This window comes from Bacillus bingmayongensis, from assembly GCF_000299035.1.
Taxonomy (GTDB): Bacteria; Bacillota; Bacilli; order Bacillales; family Bacillaceae_G; genus Bacillus_A; species Bacillus_A bingmayongensis.
In genome coordinates this window covers 396,620-419,538 of record NZ_JH921519.1, presented here as the reverse complement: position 1 = coordinate 419,538, position 22,919 = coordinate 396,620, and the positions used below count along the sequence as shown (strand labels likewise).

Below are 22,919 nucleotides of genomic sequence, written 5' to 3'. Positions count from 1 at the left end.
AATCTCATTTTATTAAATATATGTTTTTGGTTAGGATGGTTGAGGGATGGAAGCAAGCGCGAGGAATATTGAACAACAAGAAGAGGTAAATGTGAAAGAGATTAAGAGCAGACCGCTTATCGCTTCTATTATTTTAATAGCTGGAACAGTTTTATTAGCATTAAGTATGGCGGCTTCAATTTCGTTTGGTGCAGCAGATATTAGCTTAAAAACGGTATGGCAAGCTGTCTTTCAGTTTGATGGTTCTTTGACGCATCATAATGTAATTCAAGAGCTTCGCATGCCTAGAGCAATTGGCGGTGTTGTTGCTGGTGCCTTTTTAGCTGTATCGGGCGCAATTATGCAAGGGATGACACGAAATCCACTTGCATCTCCATCGTTAATGGGGATTACGGATGGGGCTGTATTTGGAATTGCAATTATGTATGCATTTTTCCCGAATTCACCATATTTAATGTTTGTTATCGCTTCTTTCGTTGGTGCAGCCTTCGGTGCAAGTATTGTATACGGCATTGGAGCATCTTCACCAGGCGGTTTAACACCTGTGAAATTAGCATTAGCAGGTGCAGCGATTAGTGCTCTACTTGGGGCCATTTCATCTGGTATCGCACTCTATTTCAATCTTGCTCAAGAGGTGAGCATGTGGAATGCGGGTGGTGTTGCTGGTGTGAAATGGGAAAGTATTAATATGCTATTACCAATTGGACTTGTTTGCCTCGTTATCGCGATTATGATGTCGAGGTACATTACAATCTTAAGTTTCGGTGAAGAAATTGCGATTGGACTTGGGCAGAATACAACATTAATTAAATTTATCGGAACTGTACTTGTTCTTGTTTTAACAGGTTCAGCAGTATCTATGGCAGGATCCGTTGGGTTTGTCGGGCTTGTCATCCCGCATATGACACGTTTTCTTGTCGGCTCAGATTATAGATGGGTTATTCCATGTTCTGCTATATTAGGTGGATTGTTAATTGAATGTACGGACATGTTATCTCGTATTATTAATCCGCCGTTTGAAACACCAATCGGTGCAATTACAGCATTAATTGGCGTTCCATTCTTCCTCTACTTAGCGCGTAATGAAGGGAGAGGGAAAATGTGAAGACAACCGTCTTAACAAAAAAGAACATTTCAATCGTAACAATTTTAGCTTGTTTAATTGTTTCAGTATTTCTTATTAGCTTAAATACAGGAACGTTTAAAATACCACCAATGGATGTATTAAAATCATTGGTTGGACTAGGTGCGGAAGATCAGTCAGTTATTTTATTTGAATTTCGTATGCCTCGTATGGTCATTGCCATCTTAGTTGGTTCAGCATTAGCTATGTCAGGTGCAATTATGCAAGGGCTATCAAGAAATCCACTTGCTGACCCTGGGATTATTGGTATTAATGCAGGGGCAGGATTAACAGTTGTTGTTTTTGTATATTTCTTCTTCGGAAAAGTTGGGACTGGTACCCTTTTATCGGTATTCATTCTTCCATTTTTCGCATTGATTGGTGCAATATTAGCAGCAGTAATTATATATGTATTAGCCTGGAAAGACGGCGTTTCATCAACTCGTTTAATACTGGTTGGTATTGCAGTTGCAGCAGGATTTAGTGCTGTTAGTTTGATTTTCTCGATGAAAATGACTTCAAATGATTTTCGTTTCGCAACGATTTGGTTAGCGGGTAGCTTATGGGGAACAGATTGGAAATTTGTATTAAGTGTACTTCCATGGATGCTCATCTTTTTACCAATTGCGATTCGTAAAGCACATGTGTTAAATGTAATGAATCTAGGAGATTCAGCAGCGGTTGGTCTTGGTGTAAATGTAGAGAAAGAAAGACGTAAATTATTATTTATCGCTGTTTGTTTAGCAGGGGCATCTGTTGCAGTTGCGGGTGGAATTGGCTTTATCGGTTTAATGGCACCGCATTTAGCGAGACGTCTTGTCGGCGGGAAGCATCAAATTATGTTACCGACAGCAGCATTAATTGGAACGTTCCTGCTACTATTTGCAGATTTAATTTCACGAAGTGTGTTAACAACATCAGAAATACCGGTCGGTCTTGTTATTTCTGTAATCGGTGCACCATATTTCATTTATTTACTTATGAGGACAAAATAAAGGGAGGCTTTTTGTATGGCAACTTTAGCGGTTGATTCGGTATCTGTTGGCTATAATGAAGGATTAATTATCGATGGATTATCAGTGGAAATTCCAGAAGGGAAAATTACAACGATTATTGGACCAAATGGATGCGGGAAATCCACATTGTTGAAAACAGCTTCTCGTATTTTAAAAGCAAAACGAGGTACTGTTTATCTTGATGGTAAAGCAATTGAGAAGCAGCCGACAAAAGAAATCGCAAAGAAAATGGCGATTTTACCACAGACTGCAGAAGTGCCAACAGGTCTTACTGTGTTTGAACTTGTTTCATATGGACGTTTCCCTCACCAAAAGGGATTTGGGACACTGAAAGAAGAAGATTATCGTTACATTCACTGGGCACTTGAAGTGACAGGAATGACAGAGTTTGCGAATCGTCCAGCAGAAGCTTTATCAGGCGGTCAACGTCAACGTGTATGGATTGCAATGGCTCTTGCGCAAGGAACGGATTTACTTGTGCTAGATGAACCAACAACATATTTAGATATGGCTCACCAATTGGAAGTATTAAATTTATTGAAAAAGTTAAATCAAGAAGAAGGACGTACAATCGTTATGGTTATTCATGATTTAAACCATGCTTCTCGTTTTTCGGATCATATGATTGCTTTAAGAGCTGGTAAGTTAATGAAGCAAGGAACACCAGATGAGGTTATGACGTGTGAAACGCTTCGCAGTGTGTTTGAAATAGAAGCACAGATTGTTCCGTGTCCTGTAAACTGTAAACCGATTTGCTTAACTTATGATTTAACAACGATAAATAAACAAGTACGCAAGCAAGCATAAGAGAACTCTTCCTCCTATCTATATCTTGATAGGAGGAGGGATTCTAATGGACGTTGAGCTTCTCATTCGAGCTGGGAAGTTGAACGCCCGTTAGAACGGGTTACGTACAACTATTAATAAGAATATATTGATAAATTATTGAATGTAGTTTCTTATAGTTATATGTAGTTTATAAGAGAAATACATCCAGAAGGAGTGGGAATATGAAGAAATTTAAAGCAGCATTACTAGCAATGGTACTAGTAGTTACTTCTGTACTATTTGCAGCTTGTTCTTCTGATAAGAAAGAAGAAAAGAAAGCAGATGCGAAAACCGAAGAGCGCACTGTACAACATGCAAAAGGGGAAATTAAAATTCCTGCAAATCCAAAGAAAATTGCTGACCTTAGTGGTTCAACAGAAGAATTATTAATCTTTGGAATGAAACCAATCATTACTGCAAATACGTCTCAAGAAAAAATTGATGCGCATATTGCAGATAAATTAAAAGATGTAAAACCAGTTGGTTCTGCATGGGGCGATAAAATTAACATTGAAGCAGTAGCTGCTGCAAAACCAGATCTAATTCTTGTGAACAATCGTCAAGAAAAAATTTATGATCAATTATCTAAAATTGCACCAACAGTTATGTTAAAAACTCCATTAGATCAATGGCGTCCAAAGTTTGAAGAGCTAGGTAAAATCTTTGATAAAGAAAAAGAAACAACTGCATGGTTCAAGAAATATGATGAAAAAGCAAGCAAACTACATGATAAAATCGTTGCAAAAACTGGCGATGCGAAGTTTATGAAAATGGCTGCATATCCAAATGCATTCCGCATATATGGTGACTACGGTTACGGTAGCGTAATCTTCAAAGACTTAAAATTACCAGCTGTTTCAGGTACACCAACTGACAAACCATTAGTACAAGTACAAAAAGAAGCATTAATCGATTACAACCCAGACTACTTATTCGTATTTACTACTGGTGATGGTTCTCAGCGCTTAAAAGAATTCCAAGAAGAAACAATTTGGAAAAACATGAACGCTGTTAAGAACAACCACGTATTCACAATCAAGAACGAAGACTTAAACAAAGGGTACTTCCCACTTGGTAAAGAAATGATCTTAGACGAAGTTGCTGAGTTCGTTTTAGGAAAATAGTAAACAAAGAAAATCACTTTCGCCTTGGCGAAGGTGATTTTCTGTATATAGGGGAATTTTAAGTATTTCTATAGTCTTTCATTTCTTTCTGTTTCCTATTTCGTTTATAATATAAAGTAAGAATGCAGTAAGGAAGGAGGATGTCGATATGGTATATTTAAACGACAAACTCAACGAAACAAAAGTGTTTAAAGACCCAGTACATAAATATGTACACGTGCGTGATCGTGTAATTTGGGATTTAATCGGAACGAAGGAATTTCAACGTTTGCGCCGTATTAAGCAGCTTGGAACGACATTTTTCACATTTCATGGTGCAGAACATAGTCGCTTTACTCATTCATTAGGTGTATATGAGATTATTCGTCGTATGATTGATGATGTGTTTGATGGCAGACCAAATTGGAATGCAGAAGATAGATTGTTATGTTTATGTGCAGCACTCTTGCATGATGTAGGACACGGTCCATTCTCACATTCTTTTGAAAAAGTGTTTTCATTAGATCATGAGAAGTTCACACAAAAAATTATTGTTGGTGATACGGAAATCAATGATGTACTCAGCCGCGTAGACCGAGAGTTTCCACAAAAAGTAGCAGATGTGATTGCGAAAACGTCTGATAATAAATTAGCGATTAGTATGATCTCTAGTCAAATTGATGCAGATCGTATGGATTATTTATTAAGAGACGCATATTTTACTGGTGTGAAGTACGGGAACTTTGATATGGAACGTATATTGCGTGTCATGCGCCCATATGGAGATCAAGTAGTGATTAAAAATAGCGGTATGCACGCTGTTGAGCATTATATTATGAGCCGCTATCAAATGTATTGGCAAGTATACTTCCATCCAGTAACGCGCAGTGCAGAAGTGATTTTAACAAAGATTCTACACCGTGCGAAAACATTGCATGAGCAGTATTATACATTTAAGTATCATCCAGTTCATTTCTATTCTTTATTTGAAGAAGAAGTAACAGTAGAAGACTATTTAAAGCTAGATGAGAATGTAATGTATTATTATTTCCAGGTATGGCAAGATGAAGATGACCAAATTCTAAGTGATTTATGTCGTCGTTTTATGAACCGAAATCTCTTTAAATATGTAGAATTTACAGAGAATCATGGTTTAGATAATTGGATGGAATTAAGTAGTTTATTTAAAAAGATTGGACTCGACCCAGAGTACTATTTAGTTGTTGATTCAACATCGGATTTACCGTATGACTTTTACCGTGCTGGAGAAGAAGAAGAGCGGCTTCCAATCTTGCTTCTTATGCCAAATGGAGATCTCAGGGAGCTTTCGCGTGAATCTGATATTGTAGAAGCGATTACTGGTAAGAAGAGAACAGATCAAAAACTCTTCTATCCGCATGATTTAATCTATGAAGGTGGAAGAAAAGGAAAATATAAAGAGAAAATTATTGAGTTATTAGAAGGAAAGAAATAAGAAGCAGCCTGAAGGACTGCTTCTTATTAAAGAAACCTGAAATTATTTGTCGCTTAAGCGTTTCCCACCAACTGCATAATGATTTTTAGACATTTCTTCGATGAAAACAACGATGTTTTCTTCAGGAGCACCAGTTGTTTCGCTTACTGCTGTAGTTACTTTCTCAGCTAGAGCTTTCTTTTGTTCTTCTGTGCGTCCTTCTAACATTTTCACTGTTACGTATGGCATGTACAATCGCTCCTTTTATGTAAGTTACAATCTTATTATAACGGATTATGAAGAAGAACAATCGGAAAAACAAATATTTTCTTTTTTTGACATAATGAAGAGGAGATGAACCATGGATCAATTATTTAGGTATCCACTGCATCAAATACCACTGGTGGCAATGGCCATTATTATTGCACTGTCTGTACATGAATTTGCACATGCGTATGTTGCATATAAGTTTGGTGATGACACAGCAAAAAGACAGGGACGTTTAACATTATCGCCAATGGCTCATTTAGATCCGATTGGGATGATCGCAGTATTAATTATTGGATTTGGTTGGGCACGTCCAGTACCTGTTAACCCATATAACTTTAAAAAGCCACGTCTTGCTGGTGTACTTGTTTCAATTGCAGGTCCGATTAGTAATCTTATATTAGCAACAATAGGTCTAATTCTTTTCGTTTGTTTACACAACTTCCAGATATTCACAATGATTCCGGTTGCTGTATTGACAACATTAAATGAATTTTTCACTATTTTTATTTTCTTAAACATAGCATTGTTTGTTTTTAACTTATTGCCGATTCCACCGCTTGATGGATATCGTGTGATTGAAGATTTAGCGCCAGCAAATGTTCGTGCGAAAATGACGCAATATGAGAAATATGGAGCGATTGTTTTATTGATTCTTGTTATTACACCGCTTGACCGTTATACAATTCAGCCAATTTTCAGTGTGGTAATCCCACAAGTACTAGGATTTTTAGAAAGTATAATTGCGCCTATATTTGGGCTTATGTAATGAATGAGTGAGGAGGACTTACATATGACAGAGAAAAAGAAAAAAATTGGTTTTAATATCGTGAAGAACGATTCGACAGATGGCCATGGTGGCTTTGGCGTCGGAGCGCTAAGCTTAGAAAATATTTCACCTGTTTTCGTAGATGTAGTAGAGCAAACTGCATTCGTTGATATCGGTGCGATGCATGCGCGCAGTACTGTTGAAAAGGGAATTAAATTCTTAACGAATAAAGACGAAGTTCCAAACGGAAAGCCTTATTGGCTCGTATGGGTAACGATTGAGAGAACAGCAAATGGTGCTTATTATGCAGGTGTAACAGCTTGTGAAATGACGGTTGATCGTGAAATTCGCCGCGGTTATAAATCACTTCCAGAGCACGTAAACAAGATGGATAAATCATTAAAACGTCACATCATGGTTGACCATATGGATGAGCCATCTAAAAAAGTGCTTGGAACATTCTTAAAAGAGCATAATGAAGCAATTTGGAATGAATCTAGTGAAGAATTACGTCAGGCGTTATTAGGAGAATAATTTTAAGGCTACCAGGAGAAATTCTGGTAGCCTTTGCTATTTTGTGGGTAGTAAGTCCCTGCTGATGGGTACGCACTTTATGTTGTATATTGTCGAACCGTCGATATATTGGGGTTACCATGGGAAATATCTTTTCCACCAGCTTTCTTTTTTCTTTTCTTTGCTAGCCTTCTCGAATTCTTCTTTGTCATCCACATGATCCATGCAATATTCAGTCGGTTCTGTTCCTTTTGCAAAATACATTTTCACAGAAACGGGACAGCCTTTCGTTGAGACTTTCCCATTTTCAGGATTGATATTTACAGCAACCACATCACTTGGTTGTTTGAATTCCTTGTTAGGTTGTCCCTCTAATCCTTTTTCCATCGCAATGGCCCATATCTTTTTGGCGTATCCTTGTTCTGCTGGATTTGAAATAGATTTAGGCTGATCGTATCCGACCCACACACCTGTGACAAGTTGAGGAGTGAAACCAATCATCCAACTATCCGTTTCTGTGGAACCAGACTTCCCTGCATACGTACGTGATAGTTTTGGTAGAAGGGAGTGTCCGGTAACAGATGCATAACCACTTAGCTTGTCGTTGAACATTCCTTTCATCATTTCTTCCATTACAAACGTATTGTTTTTATCGAGCACTTGTTTACTTTCTAAATGCGCATCGTATAAAATATTTCCCTCGTGATCGACAACGCGGCGAATAAAGGTTGGTTTTATTTGTTTTCCTCCATTGGCAAACATACTGTAGGCGCCAACCATTTCAATTGGTTTTACAGGGGAAGTACCAAGGGCAAGGGACGGTACATCTTTTAGTGAACTTTTAATGCCAAACTGTTTAGCGGTTTCCGTAAGTGAATCTTCACCTAAAAACAAGTGTGTTTTCACAGCGTATACGTTATCTGATACGGCAAGGGCCTGTGCCATTGTTACAAAATCATCGGCATAGTAGTCTTTATAATTTTTGGGTTTATATTTAGAAACACCATCGCCTAATGTAAATACTGTATATTCACTTTTTAAGCGAGTCGCTGGTGTAAATCCTTTTTCGAGTGCAGCGTAATATAAAAACGGTTTAAAGGTGGATCCTGGCTGACGTGCTGCTTGAATCGCTCTGTTAAATTGACTCTCTTTATAATCCTTTCCACCGACGAGAGCTGCTACTTCCCCTGTTTTTGGATTCATAGAGACGAGAGCCGTTTGTATAGGAGTTGTTTCTGGAATCGTATCTTTTACAGCTTGTTCAGCTATTGTTTGTAGTTTTGGGTCTAGTGTTGTGTAAATACGGAGTCCACCGCGCTGTAATGTTTGTTCATTGAGTCCGACGTCATGAAGGAGAGAGTATTGTACAGCGTCCTGGAAATAAGGTGCTATTTCTGCGACCTTTTTCATTTCTAATGAAGCAAACGTAAGCTTTTCTTTTTTGGCAGAGGATGCCTGCCCTTTTGTAATATAGCCTTGCTCTACCATTTCGTTTAGAATGATTGACTGTCTTGTTTTTGCCCGTTCTTCTTTTAAGTAGGGAGAATATACGCTAGGGCCTTTTGGGATACCAGCTAACATACTTGCCTCAGCTAATGTTAAGTCACTAGCTGATTTATTAAAGTAAAGACGAGAAGCAGCTTCAATACCATAAGCGCCGTGTCCGTAATAAATCGTATTTAAATACCCTTCTAAAATATGATTCTTGCTGTAATTGACCTCAAGACGAATTGTATATATTGCTTCTAACGCCTTGCGTTTCCAAGTTTTATCATGATCTAAATATAGATTGCGGGCATATTGCTGCGTAATCGTACTAGCACCTTGGACCTTTGCCATTGCTTTTATATCGGCAACGATTGCGCCGGCAATTCGTTTCATATCGAAGCCGTGGTGATCATAGAATCGTTGGTCTTCAATAGAGAGTGTTGCTTCTCTTACATAAGGAGAGATTTGATCAAGGGATACGTTATAGCGCTTTTGCATCCCATTGCTTTGCCCCATTACGGTATCATCATTGGCATAAAAGGTGCTTGTTTGCGGAACAGCGATGGGAGGTGGTCCCATAACTTTTGCTACTATGATGATAATAAAAAGAGAAAAAACGAAAAAAAGAACGCATGAAAAAAGTGCGGTGAAGAAAAGACGTTTATATTTTTTAAGTTTTGGATTTACAGTTTGGTCCATCTTTTTCATCCCCTCATCATATACTTTTAATAGTATTGAGGGTTTTCTCGTATTTTAAACACAAAATGAAAAAGAGCTCCTTTAATTAAGAAAGGAGCTCAAAAGCACGCATTGGCCAGTCTGTAATAATAACATCTACACCGTAATTGATCATGGTTTGTAAGTCTTTACTTTCATTGATTGTATAGGGGCGGAAAACATAGCCTTGCTCTTGTGCAGCTTGTACAAATTCTTTTGTTAACAATTTAAAATTCGGGTGTAATCCGGTCGCTTCCCTTTTCTTTGCTTCAGCAAGTGGATCAGCAATTGGTTCGTCATATAAGATAGCTCTTGGAATTTCAGGTGCAAGTTCTGCAAGTAAAGAAACAGAATTATGGTTAAATGATGAGAATATAATTTGGTTTGAAAGGTGATATTCACGAACAAGATCGACAACCTTCTCTTCGATACCGGGATAGTGGATTACGTCTGTTTTTAATTCAATATTAAGTTGTAAATTCGTCGTAGATAACCAAATAAGTACTTCGCGTAAGGTTGGGATTTTGGCTTCGTAAAAAGAAGGATCTTTATGACTTCCTGCATCAAGCGCCTGTAATTCCGCTACTGTCTTTTCAGAAACAAGTCCAATTCCATTTGTTGTACGATCAACAGTTTCATCGTGAATTACAACAAGCTCACTGTCTTTCGAAAGATGAACATCAAGTTCAATGCCATGGGCACCAACACGTTCTGCTTCTTGGAAAGCAATCATTGTATTCTCTGGATGTGTACTTTTCACTCCGCGATGGGCAAAAATAAGCGTTTTTTTCATCTGAAAATCTCCTTATGAGTTCATTTCTTTCATTATGAAACTGCGATGAAAAAAATACAATCTATATGCCAAACATTTACAAAATTATAACAGTTGCATAAAAGTTAACGTTAACGTAAAATGTAATAATGTGATGAAGGGAGGAATATACATGTATAAGATTGATGAAGTAACAAAGCAGGTTGGGTTAACCAAACGTACGCTTCGTTATTATGAGGAAATTGGTTTAATTCATCCGCCGGAGCGTAGTGAAGGAAATATTCGTCTTTATACGGATGAGGATATTGCTCGTATTAAAAAGATCGTAGAAGCGAAAGAAGTATTAGGAATCACACTTCAAGAAATGCAGCATTTCTTATCATTGAAAGAGCGTATGGAGCAAAGACGAAATAGTGACAATCCACGTGACCGTGAAGTGATTCAAGAAATTAAGGAAATGCTCGAGAGCCAAGTAGGAACGCTCGATACAAAAATGAAACAAATGGAGCGCGTGAAAGCAGAATTAGAGAATAGTTTAGAGCGTGCAACTAGATTCTTGGAGGAAACAAAAGGAGAGTAATGAATATGGAGAGCAAACAAAAATTGGGGAGATTGATTACAGTACTGGCTACCTTCCTTGCCTTTTCGGGTATCGGGGTAGTCGATCCTATTTTGCCAATTATCGCTGAGAAAATCGGTGCAACACATTGGCAAGTGGAAATGTTATTTACAGCATATATTTTAACGATGGCAATTATGATGCTACCAGCTGGTTTATTTGCAGCACGGTTTGGCGATAAGAGAATGATGACAATTGGTTTATCGATTGTAACTGTATTTGCTTTTATATGTGGTATATCACAAACGATTGCACAGCTATCTCTTTTCCGTGCCGGATGGGGGCTAGGAAATGCGATGTTTTTCGCAACAGCGATGACATTATTAATTTCTCTTAGTAAAGAAGTACATGAAGCGGTAGGTTTATATGAGGCTGCGATTGGTTTAGGGATGGCAGGTGGTCCATTACTAGGAGGACTACTCGGTGGACATTCTTGGCGATATCCATTTTTTGCGACAAGTCTTTTAATTTTATTAGCATTTATTCTTGTTTTCTTTTTTGTAAAAGAACCGGAGCGCAAAGTAAAGCGTAAAGCAGCTGGAGTAGGAGAATTACTTAACCTAATTAAATATAAACCGTTTATGCAAGGTGCAATTTCAGGCATGTTATATTATTATGGATTTTTCGTTGTATTAGCATATTCACCACTTATTATGCATTTATCGGCAATTCAGCTTGGTTTCGTATTTTGCGGCTGGGGACTTGCGTTAGCATACGGATCGGCTATATTAGCGCATAAATTAGAAGGGAAATATGAACCAAAAGCATTGTTAAGATTTAGCTTATTTGTATTTGCGATCCTGTTAATTGCGTTATTCTTTGTGAAAGTAATGTGGTTACAAATTGTTCTTATCGTTTTATCTGGATTAGCATCTGGATTAAATAACGCTTTATATACAAGTTATGTCATGGATATTTCACCTTATGAAAGATCTATTACGTCTGGTGTATACAATTTCGTCCGTTGGCTTGGCGGAGCGATTGCTCCTATTTTATCTGGAATTATCGGTCATGTAATTTCGCCACAAAGTCCATTTTTAGTGGGGGGAATCGTTGTATTAGTTGGTTGTATCATAATTTTGATTCCTGTTCGAGAAGGTTCCAAATTAGAAGCAGAAACCCTTTCTTAAGAAAGGGTTTTCTTTATTGTTAAATATAGTATTTTTACAATTTACGAACAAAAACAATTTTACCAAAATATATTTTCGGTATTTTTGTACTTTTAACTATACATTTTGTATGTTTTGTTTTATTTTTGTTAGGGGACATTAATGATGTCCCTATTATAAATTTGCAGCGAAAGGCGTGATTGTACGATGGAACTATGGTTCACTGAAAAACAAACAAAACATTTTGGAATTACGGCGCGTATTAACCGCACATTACATACGGAGCAAACAGAATTTCAAAAGCTTGATATGGTTGAAACTGAAGAATTTGGAAATATGCTTATTTTAGATGGCATGGTTATGACAACAGAAAAGGACGAGTTCGTGTATCATGAAATGGTAGCACACGTACCTTTATTTACGCATCCAAACCCTGAGAACGTATTAGTTGTTGGCGGTGGTGATGGCGGTGTAATCCGTGAAGTATTAAAGCACCCAAGTGTAAAGAAAGCAACACTTGTTGAAATCGACGGTAAAGTAATCGAGTACTCTAAACAGTACTTACCATCAATTGCAGGTGCGTTAGATAACGAGCGCGTTGAAGTAAAAGTAGGAGACGGTTTCTTACACATCGCAGAAAGCGAAAATGAATATGACGTAATTATGGTTGACTCTACAGAGCCAGTAGGACCAGCAGTAAACTTATTTACAAAAGGATTCTACGCTGGAATCTCTAAAGCGTTAAAAGAAGACGGTATTTTCGTTGCTCAAACGGACAACCCTTGGTTTACACCAGAGTTAATTTCAACTGTGTTTAAAGACGTAAAAGAAATCTTCCCAATTACACGTCTATACACAGCAAACATTCCAACTTACCCAAGTGGACTTTGGACATTCACAATCGGATCTAAAAAACACGATCCATTAGAAGTAAGCGAAGAGCGTTTCCACGAAATCGAAACGAAATATTACACAAAAGAACTGCATAAAGCAGCATTCGCATTACCTAAGTTCGTTGGGGATTTAATTAAATAATAAAAGTGGAGTCGACTATTCAGGCCTGACGGCTAAGGTTCTTTCACACAGAAAGTGCTTTTTACTTTCTTATGTGGAAGGTTTTTAGGCACGAGGTCTTGGACAATAGATGAAAGTGTAAGTAGCTCATTTAAGGTGCACGTCCAAAAGATTTGAGCATGCTAGTTGCTTACACTTCTATAAATAAAATAATCTTCTCATCGTTAAAAGAAGATTGAGGTAAATCGAGAAAGAGGAGTACAGCGCTCCAAATTTGAGAAATAATGAAAGGTTGGGATACCTTAAGTTCCACATAAGGAGGAAAAGAATATGCGTTTTGATGAAGCTTATTCAGGTAAAGTATTTATTAAAAGTCATCCAAGTTTTGAAGAGTCAGAGGCTGTTATTTACGGGATGCCAATGGATTGGACAGTAAGCTACCGTCCAGGTTCTCGTTTTGGCCCTGCACGTATTCGTGAAGTATCACTTGGACTAGAAGAATATAGTCCATATTTAGATCGTGAACTAGAAGAAGTAAAATATTATGATGCTGGCGATATTCCGTTACCATTCGGAAATCCACAGCGCAGTATAGACATGATTGAAGAATATGTAACAAAACTATTAGATGCCGGTAAGTTTCCACTAGGTCTCGGCGGTGAGCACCTAGTGTCTTGGCCAATTTTTAAGGCAATGGTAAAAAAATATCCGGATTTAGCAATCATTCATATGGATGCTCATACTGATTTACGTGAGTCATATGAAGGGGAACCTTTATCTCACTCTACACCAATTCGTAAAGTGTGCGATTTAATTGGTCCGGAAAACGTATATTCTTTCGGAATTCGTTCTGGAATGAAAGAAGAATTCGAATGGGCGAAAGAAGTGGGCATGAACCTATACAAATTTGACGTATTAGAACCGTTGAAAGAAGTATTACCAAAACTTGCAGGACGCCCAGTCTATGTCACAATTGACATCGACGTATTAGACCCAGCACATGCTCCTGGAACAGGGACATTAGAGGCTGGTGGTATCACATCTAAAGAACTATTAGATTCCATCGTAGCAATTGCAAATTCAAATATAAAAGTAGTTGGAGCAGACTTAGTAGAAGTAGCTCCAGTCTATGATCATAGTGACCAAACACCAATCGCAGCAAGCAAATTCGTGCGGGAAATGCTTCTTGGTTGGGTAAAATAAAAGCGGAGCCGACTGTTTAGAACCGGTGGCTAAGGTTCTTTCCTGCAAAAGGTTCTTTTTACCTTTTGGCAGGGAGGGTTCTTAGGGCGCAAGGGTCTAGGAGGCGTAGCTGGATAGAGTAAAAGCAGAAGCGGCTCGTTCAGAATGGGAGTGGGATGGAGCTTCTGACGTAGAGGCGATTTTTGCCTCGTAGGAAGAAGCGAAGCCACCGAGCATTCTAGCCGCTGTAGCTGGATAGAGTAAAAGCGGAAGCGGCTCGAAGCATCCATATATCGACGCTTCTGCAAAATTCGACATGAGTTTATAAGAAAAAAGGAGCTGGTTCCACCCCATGGAACTAGCTCCTTTTTCTTATGCAACTTTTTCTTCAGAAGTGATTCCGCGAATTTCATCGGCGGAACGAATTGGATACTTACGGAAAATAATTGTTCCGATATAACCAATAATTGTAGTCACAATTCCACATAATATAGCTGCAATCGCTACTTTCATTACATCGTTGAATCCAAAGAGAACAAGGAGTCCTGGAATTGGTGATGCCGTACCAGGTGCATTGTTTACAAGTTGGAATAGGGATGTAATAATACCAGCAAGTGCACCACCGACAAAGTTTGTCGTATAGATTGGAATTGGGTTTGCTGCTACGATATCAGCTTGTGTTAATGGTTCAATTGCTACAGCAATTGTATCTTTCTTTGAACAGATCTTTAAACGTTTAAAGAAAATAAAGTTCATTGGAGCAGAGGCTGCTACTGCGAGACTACCAATAGCCATTGGTAAACCTGTTAATCCAAGCATAGCAGTTAGCGCCATGGAGCTTAATGGAGATGTAGAGATAACTGTGATGAGCCCGCCAAGCATAATCCCCATAGTAACCGGGCTTTCTGTGGTTGCAATTGAAATAATAGAACCGATTTTTCCAAGTGTTGCATTCACAACCGGATCCATAAGCATAGCCATTCCGCGTGAAAGTGGTGCTGCAATGAATAAAATTGCAAGAAATTCCACGCCAGCTGGCAATTTCTTCTCGAGAAATTTCACGACAAAGGCGCAAACATATCCAGCAAAAAAGCCTGGTAAAATACCAAATCCACTAGTGGCAATACCGATTAAAACAGCATATACAGGAGATACACCAATTGCGAGTGCCACTAAAATTGCAGCTGCGACACCGCTCATACTACCAGAGGCTTGTCCAACCGATTGCAAAAAGCTATTATGAAACATTTCTCCACCGATATAACGGTGAAATGCTTCAATAAGAAAACTTGCGATTGCAGCGTTGGCCAGAGCACCCATCGCTTTCATTCCGTAAGGAGCACGGTAGCTAAACAGTGTGAAAAGAAAAAGTACAACAAGTAGTAGTGCTAAACCTTGTAAGATAGCCATTTGAAAACTGTCTCCTTTTTGATATTTGTTATAAAAATTTGTATTATTCAATAATAATACAAAAGTTGCTTAAACGGAAAATTTTTTTATTAGGAAAATACTATAAACGCCTCTTTCTTACAATAGTGTAAGGAAAGTGTAAGAGATTTCAATAGAGGATAGTATGCCCTTTTATGTATAATTACAAATATGATTACGTGAATACGAAGCAAGGTATATATAGGAGGTACATGCATGAAATTGGTGATAAAGGTTTTAGCCGTTTTTGCCATTGTTTTAGGTGGTACGGCATATTATTTACAAACAAAAACAGAAGGTGTTCAGGCGTTTGTCGATAACTTCTTTTCAAATAAAGAAATACAAGATTATTACGCGGTTATAAATAAGGGTGAGAAAATAGACGATGAATATTTGTATACATTAAAAGGATATGCAGAAGATGGAAAGCAGCAGACGATTAAAAAGATGGTGAACCGTCAATTGCATCCAGGTGCTTTTATAAAAATTTATGCGAAGGGAATGCAAGGAAAAGGCTGGGCTGAAATTTCAAAAGAAGAAATTCCAGAAAAAGCCTTAAAACAATTACAGAAAGTATAAAAGGAGCGAAGTGTTCGCTCCTTTTTTAATGCTTTAAAATTGTAATCGCTGTGTTTGTTTGACCGGAAACAATTTTCACACGTCCACCAATTGGGAAAGTGAAAATTGGAGTTGTATGACCGAAGTTGGCATTTGCAATTACAGGAATGTGAGAAAGCTCCTGTTTCGAATAAATTATCTCTTGGATATCTTCTATGACAGCTTCAGATCCTTTTTGTAGTCGTCCAATCACAATGCCTTTTACATGTTCAAAATCCGGCTGTTGCATGAGAGAGTGTAAGTAACGATCGAAAGTCTTAACTGTAGCTTTTCCTGTGAGAGCATCTTCTTCTAAAAATAATATTTTGTCTCGTAAGCTTGGCATATATGCTGTTCCTTGCAGTAAATTGAAGGTACTCATATTGCCACCAACAATTTCACCAACTGCTTCGCCCTCATATATAGAAACATAGCCTTCATTTTGAAAGAAAGTTCGATTTTCTTGGTCCATGTACCAAGAATCATCGCTCCATGTCTCAGCAGGGTGTATTTCTATCGGCTCTTCAGCAGTCATGCATTTTAAAAAGTAATCGATTGTATAATCAAGCCCTTTCTCCATTCCAAATGAAGAGAAATGAGGACCAGAATATGTAATAAGGCCAGTCTTTGTATAAATCGCGTTGCCTAGAGCGGTAATATCAGAATACCCACAGAGAATTTTGGGATTACTGCGAATCAGATCATAATTTATATGGTTTAGTAGCCCATTGGAATTATATCCTCCAAGTGTTGTTAAGATTGCTTTCACATTTTGATCAACGAAAGCTTCATGAAGATCATCAATACGGGAAGAAACAGAAGAAGAAGCAAGACGGTCGAGTTCTTCCGCGTTTTTTGAAAATGTAACACGAAAGCCCATATTTGTTATTCTCTTAATAGCGAGTTCTCGATTGTAATCTGATACAATGCTTAAACTACAAGATGGTGAAATGACTCGAATTTCATCACCTTGTTTTAATTTTGGTGGTATCATTTGAAGCACCCCCTTTTAATGATAGAAAATTTAGATTTAAAAGATATTTTATCATAAGAGACGGTTCTTTATAAATTGTTTTTTGAAACAGAGTTTTCCTGATTTTTCAGCAGACAGACACAGGCTTTTTTTGATATGATAGGAAAAGTGATTTATTATAAACTTTATTTAATATCTATAACATGTTGAAAGGTGTGCAAGACGTGGAAAAACAACTTGCAGGCTTGCCAGTGCACGTTCATTTCGTAACAGAAATCCGTGAAGGGGCACGAAAGGAAACTATTGCTTTTGACGCAAATGGTCAATACTATGTAAAAGGTCAAAGTACATACGTAACGTTTCAAGAGCCGAACGAACAAGGCGAAGTGAAGACAATCATTAAAATTCAAGGTGAACAAGTTCTCATCATGCGTTCAGGTGCTGTTTCTATGCGTCAGACGCATGCGAAAGGTGAATGGACAACTGGTACGTATACGAGTGAACTTGGTACGTTTGCATTGCAAACGAAAACCGATAATGTTCTTTTTAAATGGTCGGATGAGAAGAAAAAAGGACAACTCTTTTTAACGTATGCATTGCTTCTAAGTGAACAAGAAGCGGGTCGATATACAATTACGATTAATTTGAAGGAGGCAAAATAATGAACTCTTTAGAACAAGTAAAAGAATTGATTAAAGACGAAATTAAAGCGGCGGTATTAAAAGCTGAATTAGCAACAGAAGAACAAATTCCAAACGTTGTATTAGAATCCCCAAAAGACAAAACACATGGTGACTTCTCTACAAATATGGCGATGCAACTTGCGCGTGTTGCGAAAAAAGCACCTCGTATGATTGCAGAAGAGCTAATTGCAAACTTCGACAAAGCAAAAGCTTCTATTGAAAAAATTGAAATTGCTGGTCCTGGTTTTATTAACTTCTACATGGATAACAGTTACTTAACAGACCTAATTCCGGCAATTGTTACAGCTGGCGAGGCTTACGGTGAAACAAACACTGGTAAAGGTGAAAAAGTACAAATTGAGTTCGTATCTGCAAACCCAACAGGTGACCTTCACTTAGGACATGCACGTGGTGCAGCAGTAGGTGACACATTATGTAACGTATTAGCAAAAGCAGGATACGATGTATCGCGTGAATACTACATTAATGATGCTGGTAACCAAATTCATAACTTAGCACTTTCTGTTGAAGCTCGTTACATGCAAGCTTTAGGTTTAGAGAAAGAAATGCCAGAAGACGGTTACCACGGCGCGGACATCATTGGAATCGGACAAAGTTTAGCTGAAGAGTTTGGTGATCGTTATGCAAAAGCCGATGCAAAAGAAAGCTACGAATTCTACCGTGAGTACGGTTTAAAATATGAGTTAGCAAAACTTCAAAAAGACTTAGAAAGCTTCCGTGTTAAGTTTGATGTATGGTTCTCAGAAACATCATTATACAAAAACGGAAAAATTGACGCAGCTCTTGCAGTATTAAAAGAGCGTGATGAAATCTTTGAAGAAGAAGGCGCAACTTGGTTCCGCTCAATGACTTACGGTGATGATAAAAACCGCGTATTAATTAAAAACGACGGTTCTTACACATACTTAACGCCAGATATCGCATATCACCGTGATAAATTAGAGCGCGGATTTGATAAATTAATCAACATTTGGGGTGCTGACCACCACGGTTACATTCCTCGTATGAAAGCAGCAATTCAAGCACTTGGTTACGATAAAGAAACGCTTGAAGTAGAAATCATCCAAATGGTACAACTATACCAAAATGGTGAAAAAATGAAAATGAGCAAACGTACAGGTAAAGCTGTTACACTTCGTGAGCTTATGGAAGAAGTAGGCGTGGACGCAATGCGTTACTTCTTCGCAATGCGTAGTAGTGATTCTCATTTAGACTTCGATATGGACTTAGCTGTATCAAAATCTAACGAAAACCCTGTATACTATGCACAATATGCTCATGCACGCGTATGCAGTATCCTGCGTCAAGGCGAAGAACTTGGATTAACTGCAGGCGGAGATGTAAACTACAAACTGGTTGCTTCTGAAAAAGAAGTAGAATTACTGAAAAAACTTGGTGAATTCCCAGCAGTAGTTGCAGACGCAGCGCAAAAACGCCTACCACACCGCATTACAAGCTATGCATTTGAATTAGCAGCTGCACTTCACAGCTTCTACAATGCAGAAAAAGTATTAAACCAAGATAACCTAGAGTTAAGTAAAGCACGTTACGAATTAATGCGTGCAGTACGCATCACACTTCAAAATGCATTAGCATTAGTAGGTGTATCTGCGCCGGAGAAAATGTAATAGGTAAAAGAAAAGATACCTATTTTTGTTTAGCAGTGATACACAAGTTGACATAAAAACGTCTGATCAGTCTATAGACTGATCAGACGTCAAAGAAAGAAGCACACCGAAAAGTCGTATAGGGAGAACCTCATGTATGGCTTGATGAGGAGGGGCTGAAACAGAAAAAGAGATGGCAAAGCCATCTCTTTTTCTGTTTCAGTTTTTTACTCTAATATATGTGACAAATATATGTTGTAGTGATAAAAGTAAAATAGAAAAACACCAATTAACTATTGATTTTTTAGAATGATTCTAGAATAATAGGTTGTTGGGGGTAAATTTATCAAAAAGCCGTACATGTAGTATTAGTTGGTAGAATGTTACCAGGGAATGGTGTGATTGTTGTAAAAAAACGTGGTTACAGCTATGCCAAATACTAAAATAACACTTCATCTAACCAAGTATCTACACAATTAGTAATTAATCTTGAAAACTTCCAACCTAGTCAAAAAACTAGGGATTTTATGTCTAAAATAGTACATATAGTCCAACTCAAGTTTTCATGATTTGATAAAAATAATGAAAGGATATAAATCTCTCGATTTTGATATTATCATCACTTGTACATATAAATCTCTCGATATTAAAATGTAATGTCGCCCTAGAAAAGCTAACTCTTCTTAGCGAGTAAGTGAAATGCATGTATAAGTTCATTTTAATTCTTCGTCATAGCCATAGATCCATTAGGCAAATTACTTTTTCTCGACACTCATTTATAGACTCCAAAAATGAAAAGGCTGAATTTCATATTTTTGCACGATTTACATGAAATTAGTTGCCCAGTATACTCTTTTTTATTTACCCCCAAATTCGTTCCACTGTATTCAGATTTGGAGAATTTGACTTTTATCTTCATAGGAAAACAATACTTCGTCCGGAGCATTTTTTATCATATAGTGCTTATATTGGAACATTTCTTGTCTGATTGTTTCGGTGTGTAGCTCAGTTGTGCAACGAAATATAAAACGTTTTAACATATGGCTAATTTCACCTTGATGCATGATGACAGAAAACATATCTTCAGTGACATTCTTTAGGATACAAGTATCCTAGCACGTTTCAAAGTCATAACTTTCTTCGGCTGGTGTGAAAAATTCGATTGCACGCTGTACTTCTTGTTATTCTTTATGAAGATAATTATGGAAGTTTACCAAATGCATATTTGCTGTGAAGTAGCTCGTCCATACTTATCCGCAATGAAATTTTCGCGTATTGAGCAATCGTTTGCGCTGGATATGAAGAAATTTCGGGAACCTTACGGCATAATAGGACGAATGACTGTCATGAGTTTTATCGTGAATGCTTGTTGAATTGTCTTCTCCTGACTTTGAAGTTGTCCTATGACCTGTTCATGTGTATTTGTAATTTGAATTCCTTTATCTATTTTTGGTAAACAATATAGACCAGAAATAACACAGTTTAGACATGTCGAAGAAATTAGATGAATCTATATAAAAAGCAAATTTCAAGTCTATAAGTAATAGAAGAGTTGAAAAAAGAGAAAAGGATGATAATAGCTATCAAACATATTTAAGGAAAATAGCTTAATGACATTGAATAATAGAATCTTTGTCATAGTATGTTTGTACCAGGATTTATATGCATTCAATTTTATAGGAGGGAATCACACAAAGTATGTATTTAAAAAGAATAACTTCGATTTTTTCGATTATGATGATTTTTATGTTTACTATAGGTCAGAGTTTTCTACCTATAATAGTAAATGCACAAGAGCTAAATACATTAGGACTTGTAGATAGTTTTAAGATTGATAAAACAGATCTATATTACGGAGAACGGACTCAAATAACTGTGAACTTCAGTGAAAAAGATGGAGTTAAGCTGCAGCCTGGAGATACACTAACATTAACAATGCCTCCAGAATTAAAAGGGTTTAATGGAACGATTCAGTTAGATGATTATGGTACTTGTAAAGTAACTGCGGGTACTGTGGTATGTACATTTAATGATAAAGTGAACACACATCAAAATATTAACGGGTTTTTTACTTTTAACGTTCAAGCTACTAATGTAGCGACGGATGAAACAAAAGAGGTTGAAACCAATTTAGGTACAAATTTAGATAAGCAAACGGTAACGATTACCGGTCCAAGCAGTGGTGGTGGTACAGAACCTGGAGAGGGGCCGTTTTTCTACAAAATTGGTGATATTCAGCCGGATAATACCGATGAAGTTCGTTGGTTCTTGAATGTAAACTATAATCGTGAAAAATTAAATACTGATATTGTTTTGTCTGATAGTTTGCAAGAAGGTCAAACACTGAATAAAGATAGTTTCTATATATACGTTAATGACAAAATTTCTTTATCGCTGAAAGACTTTGAAGCTCAAGGTTACGGAAAAGTTACGTTTAATAGTGATAACTCATTTAAATTTGTGTTTAATAAAGATAAAGCAAGTGGTAACAAATTTTCGATTGGTTATACTGCTACTATAACGGAAACCGGAAAGAAACAAGAATTTTTTAAGAATGATTATACGATTGAGTATCAAGTGGAAAACAAAGAACCAGTTTTTGATTCGAATAGTGCCAAAGTCGAAAATATAACATCTAACGGTGGTGCTGAAGGTAACGAGATTCCAAAAGGAACGCTAAAAATTGTTAAACATATTGAAGGAAATGAAGACAAAGTAATACCGAATGTTTCGTTTAAGTTGTATAAAGAGTCGGGTGAACAAGTTGGAGATGTATATATAACAAATGGACAAGGTATAATTGAAATTTCTAATTTACAACCAGGCAAATATTATGTGCAAGAAGTTTCAGCTCCAAACCATATTGATTTTGATCCTCAAGCAAAAGTAAGTTTTGAAGTTCAATCAGGTGCTGTAAATGGAGTTAAGTTGCCAATTTCGAATAAAGTGAAAGCTACATCTGTTTCAGGAACGAAGATATGGAAAGGCGATAATGAGAAAGATCGTCCGAAAGCAATCAAAGTAGACTTACTACAAAATGGTAAAGTGATCGCAACAAAAGAAGTAACAGAAGCAAGCGGCTGGAAATATGAATTTAAAGATTTAAAGGCATACGATGTAGACGGAAAAGCATATAAATATGAAGTAAAAGAACAACCGGTAGACGGATATCAAACAGAAGTAAATGGTTATGACATTACAAATACAAAAGTGGTACAAACAACAAAAGTAGAAGGAACGAAAACATGGAAAGACGACAATTCGAAAGATCGTCCGACGATGATTAAAGTAGACTTGCTACAAAATGGCCAAGTAATCGCAACAAAAGAAGTGAGCGCAGCAAGCGATTGGAAATATGCGTTTACAGATTTAGAGGTATACGATGCAGATGGCAAAGCATATAAGTATGAAGTAAAAGAACAACCGATAGATGGATATCAAACAGAAGTCAACGGTTATGACATTACAAATACAAAAGTGGCGCAAACAAAAGTAGAGGGAAAGAAGATATGGAAGGACGGAAATGGTGAAGGACGTCCGGAAACAATCAAAGTAGACCTACTACAAAATGGCCAAGTAATCGCAACAAAAGAAGTGAGCGCAGCAAGCGATTGGAAATATGCGTTTACAGATTTAG

The 22,919-nt window shown here is 37.3% G+C and carries 21 protein-coding genes; 16 read left to right on the top strand and 5 right to left on the bottom strand.

Annotated elements, in window-relative coordinates:
• Positions 1 to 46 precede the first annotated feature (46 nt).
• From Y7E_RS0123170 to Y7E_RS0123150, 5 genes are all read left to right on the top strand, one after another.
• Complete coding sequence (locus tag Y7E_RS0123170) at positions 47 to 1,105, top strand: FecCD family ABC transporter permease (protein WP_017153616.1); 1,059 nt, start codon at positions 47 to 49, stop codon at positions 1,103 to 1,105.
• Positions 1,102 to 2,118 carry a FecCD family ABC transporter permease gene (locus Y7E_RS0123165; RefSeq protein ID WP_017153615.1) on the top strand — a complete coding sequence of 339 codons (1,017 nt, stop codon included), beginning with the start codon at positions 1,102 to 1,104 and terminating at the stop codon, positions 2,116 to 2,118. The genes Y7E_RS0123170 and Y7E_RS0123165 overlap by 4 nt, the downstream gene beginning before the upstream one ends.
• 15 nt (positions 2,119 to 2,133) lie before the next feature.
• Complete coding sequence (locus tag Y7E_RS0123160) at positions 2,134 to 2,946, top strand: ABC transporter ATP-binding protein (RefSeq protein WP_017153614.1); 813 nt, start codon at positions 2,134 to 2,136, stop codon at positions 2,944 to 2,946.
• Between the two features lie 203 nt (positions 2,947 to 3,149).
• Positions 3,150 to 4,091 carry an ABC transporter substrate-binding protein gene (locus tag Y7E_RS0123155; protein WP_017153613.1) on the top strand — a complete coding sequence of 314 codons (942 nt, stop codon included), beginning with the start codon at positions 3,150 to 3,152 and terminating at the stop codon, positions 4,089 to 4,091.
• 148 nt (positions 4,092 to 4,239) lie between these two features.
• On the top strand, positions 4,240 to 5,544 hold the full coding sequence (locus Y7E_RS0123150) for an HD domain-containing protein (protein ID WP_017153612.1): 1,305 nt from the start codon (positions 4,240 to 4,242) through the stop codon (positions 5,542 to 5,544).
• A 42-nt stretch (positions 5,545 to 5,586) separates the two neighbouring features.
• Here the strand turns inward: Y7E_RS0123150 and Y7E_RS0123145 are convergent, their stop codons facing one another.
• Entirely contained in the window at positions 5,587 to 5,772 is a 186-nt protein-coding gene (locus tag Y7E_RS0123145) for a 2-hydroxymuconate tautomerase (RefSeq protein ID WP_001147172.1), read from the bottom strand.
• Positions 5,773 to 5,884: 112 nt separating this feature from the next.
• On the opposite strand from Y7E_RS0123145, the gene Y7E_RS0123140 reads away from it, so the two are divergent.
• Together Y7E_RS0123140 and Y7E_RS0123135 are read left to right on the top strand one after the other, a co-directional pair.
• On the top strand, positions 5,885 to 6,559 hold the full coding sequence (locus tag Y7E_RS0123140; protein ID WP_017153611.1) for a site-2 protease family protein: 675 nt from the start codon (positions 5,885 to 5,887) through the stop codon (positions 6,557 to 6,559).
• Between the two features lie 24 nt (positions 6,560 to 6,583).
• On the top strand, positions 6,584 to 7,093 hold the full coding sequence (locus Y7E_RS0123135) for a YwhD family protein (RefSeq protein WP_017153610.1): 510 nt from the start codon (positions 6,584 to 6,586) through the stop codon (positions 7,091 to 7,093).
• A gap of 114 nt (positions 7,094 to 7,207) precedes the next feature.
• Here Y7E_RS0123135 and Y7E_RS0123130 read toward each other — a convergent pair whose 3' ends face one another.
• Positions 7,208 to 9,259, bottom strand: coding sequence for a transglycosylase domain-containing protein (locus Y7E_RS0123130; RefSeq protein ID WP_017153609.1), 2,052 nt, complete (start codon positions 9,257 to 9,259; stop codon positions 7,208 to 7,210).
• Positions 9,260 to 9,344: 85 nt separating this feature from the next.
• Positions 9,345 to 10,070 (bottom strand): glycerophosphodiester phosphodiesterase, encoded by a 726-nt coding sequence (locus tag Y7E_RS0123125; protein WP_017153608.1) that lies wholly within the window; start codon positions 10,068 to 10,070, stop codon positions 9,345 to 9,347.
• A gap of 151 nt (positions 10,071 to 10,221) precedes the next feature.
• On the opposite strand from Y7E_RS0123125, the gene Y7E_RS0123120 reads away from it, so the two are divergent.
• The 4 genes from Y7E_RS0123120 (at position 10,222) to speB (ending at position 13,994) form a co-directional block, all read left to right on the top strand.
• Positions 10,222 to 10,629 carry a MerR family transcriptional regulator gene (locus Y7E_RS0123120; RefSeq protein ID WP_017153607.1) on the top strand — a complete coding sequence of 136 codons (408 nt, stop codon included), beginning with the start codon at positions 10,222 to 10,224 and terminating at the stop codon, positions 10,627 to 10,629.
• A 5-nt stretch (positions 10,630 to 10,634) separates the two neighbouring features.
• On the top strand, positions 10,635 to 11,798 hold the full coding sequence (locus Y7E_RS0123115) for an MFS transporter (protein WP_017153606.1): 1,164 nt from the start codon (positions 10,635 to 10,637) through the stop codon (positions 11,796 to 11,798).
• Positions 11,799 to 11,984: 186 nt separating this feature from the next.
• Positions 11,985 to 12,812: a polyamine aminopropyltransferase gene (gene speE, locus Y7E_RS0123110; protein ID WP_017153605.1), complete on the top strand. Its 828-nt coding sequence runs from the start codon at positions 11,985 to 11,987 to the stop codon at positions 12,810 to 12,812.
• A 309-nt stretch (positions 12,813 to 13,121) separates the two neighbouring features.
• Positions 13,122 to 13,994 carry an agmatinase gene (gene speB / locus Y7E_RS0123105; protein ID WP_017153604.1) on the top strand — a complete coding sequence of 291 codons (873 nt, stop codon included), beginning with the start codon at positions 13,122 to 13,124 and terminating at the stop codon, positions 13,992 to 13,994.
• Positions 13,995 to 14,345: 351 nt separating this feature from the next.
• Here the strand turns inward: speB and Y7E_RS0123095 are convergent, their stop codons facing one another.
• Positions 14,346 to 15,383 carry a PTS sugar transporter subunit IIC gene (locus Y7E_RS0123095; protein ID WP_017153603.1) on the bottom strand — a complete coding sequence of 346 codons (1,038 nt, stop codon included), beginning with the start codon at positions 15,381 to 15,383 and terminating at the stop codon, positions 14,346 to 14,348.
• A 234-nt stretch (positions 15,384 to 15,617) separates the two neighbouring features.
• Between Y7E_RS0123095 and Y7E_RS0123090 the strand changes: the two genes are divergently transcribed.
• A complete protein-coding gene (locus Y7E_RS0123090; protein WP_017153602.1) occupies positions 15,618 to 15,980 on the top strand; it encodes a YxeA family protein in 363 nt (120 codons plus the stop codon).
• Positions 15,981 to 16,005: 25 nt separating this feature from the next.
• Here Y7E_RS0123090 and Y7E_RS0123085 read toward each other — a convergent pair whose 3' ends face one another.
• Positions 16,006 to 16,992, bottom strand: a complete 987-nt coding sequence (locus Y7E_RS0123085) for a S66 family peptidase (RefSeq protein WP_017153601.1) — start codon at positions 16,990 to 16,992, stop codon at positions 16,006 to 16,008.
• A gap of 203 nt (positions 16,993 to 17,195) precedes the next feature.
• Between Y7E_RS0123085 and Y7E_RS0123080 the strand changes: the two genes are divergently transcribed.
• From Y7E_RS0123080 to Y7E_RS30265, 4 genes are all read left to right on the top strand, one after another.
• Complete coding sequence (locus tag Y7E_RS0123080; protein ID WP_017153600.1) at positions 17,196 to 17,633, top strand: YwiB family protein; 438 nt, start codon at positions 17,196 to 17,198, stop codon at positions 17,631 to 17,633.
• The gene (argS, locus tag Y7E_RS0123075; protein WP_017153599.1) at positions 17,633 to 19,303 is read left to right on the top strand and encodes an arginine--tRNA ligase; all 1,671 of its coding nucleotides are present in this window, start codon (positions 17,633 to 17,635) and stop codon (positions 19,301 to 19,303) included. The genes Y7E_RS0123080 and argS overlap by 1 nt, the downstream gene beginning before the upstream one ends.
• Before the next feature lie 1,169 nt (positions 19,304 to 20,472).
• The gene (locus Y7E_RS33745; RefSeq protein ID WP_237741411.1) at positions 20,473 to 20,655 is read left to right on the top strand and encodes a hypothetical protein; all 183 of its coding nucleotides are present in this window, start codon (positions 20,473 to 20,475) and stop codon (positions 20,653 to 20,655) included.
• 325 nt (positions 20,656 to 20,980) lie between these two features.
• Positions 20,981 to 22,919 (top strand): Cna B-type domain-containing protein (locus Y7E_RS30265; RefSeq protein ID WP_017153598.1); only part of this gene is annotated, 1,939 nt, incomplete at its 3' end.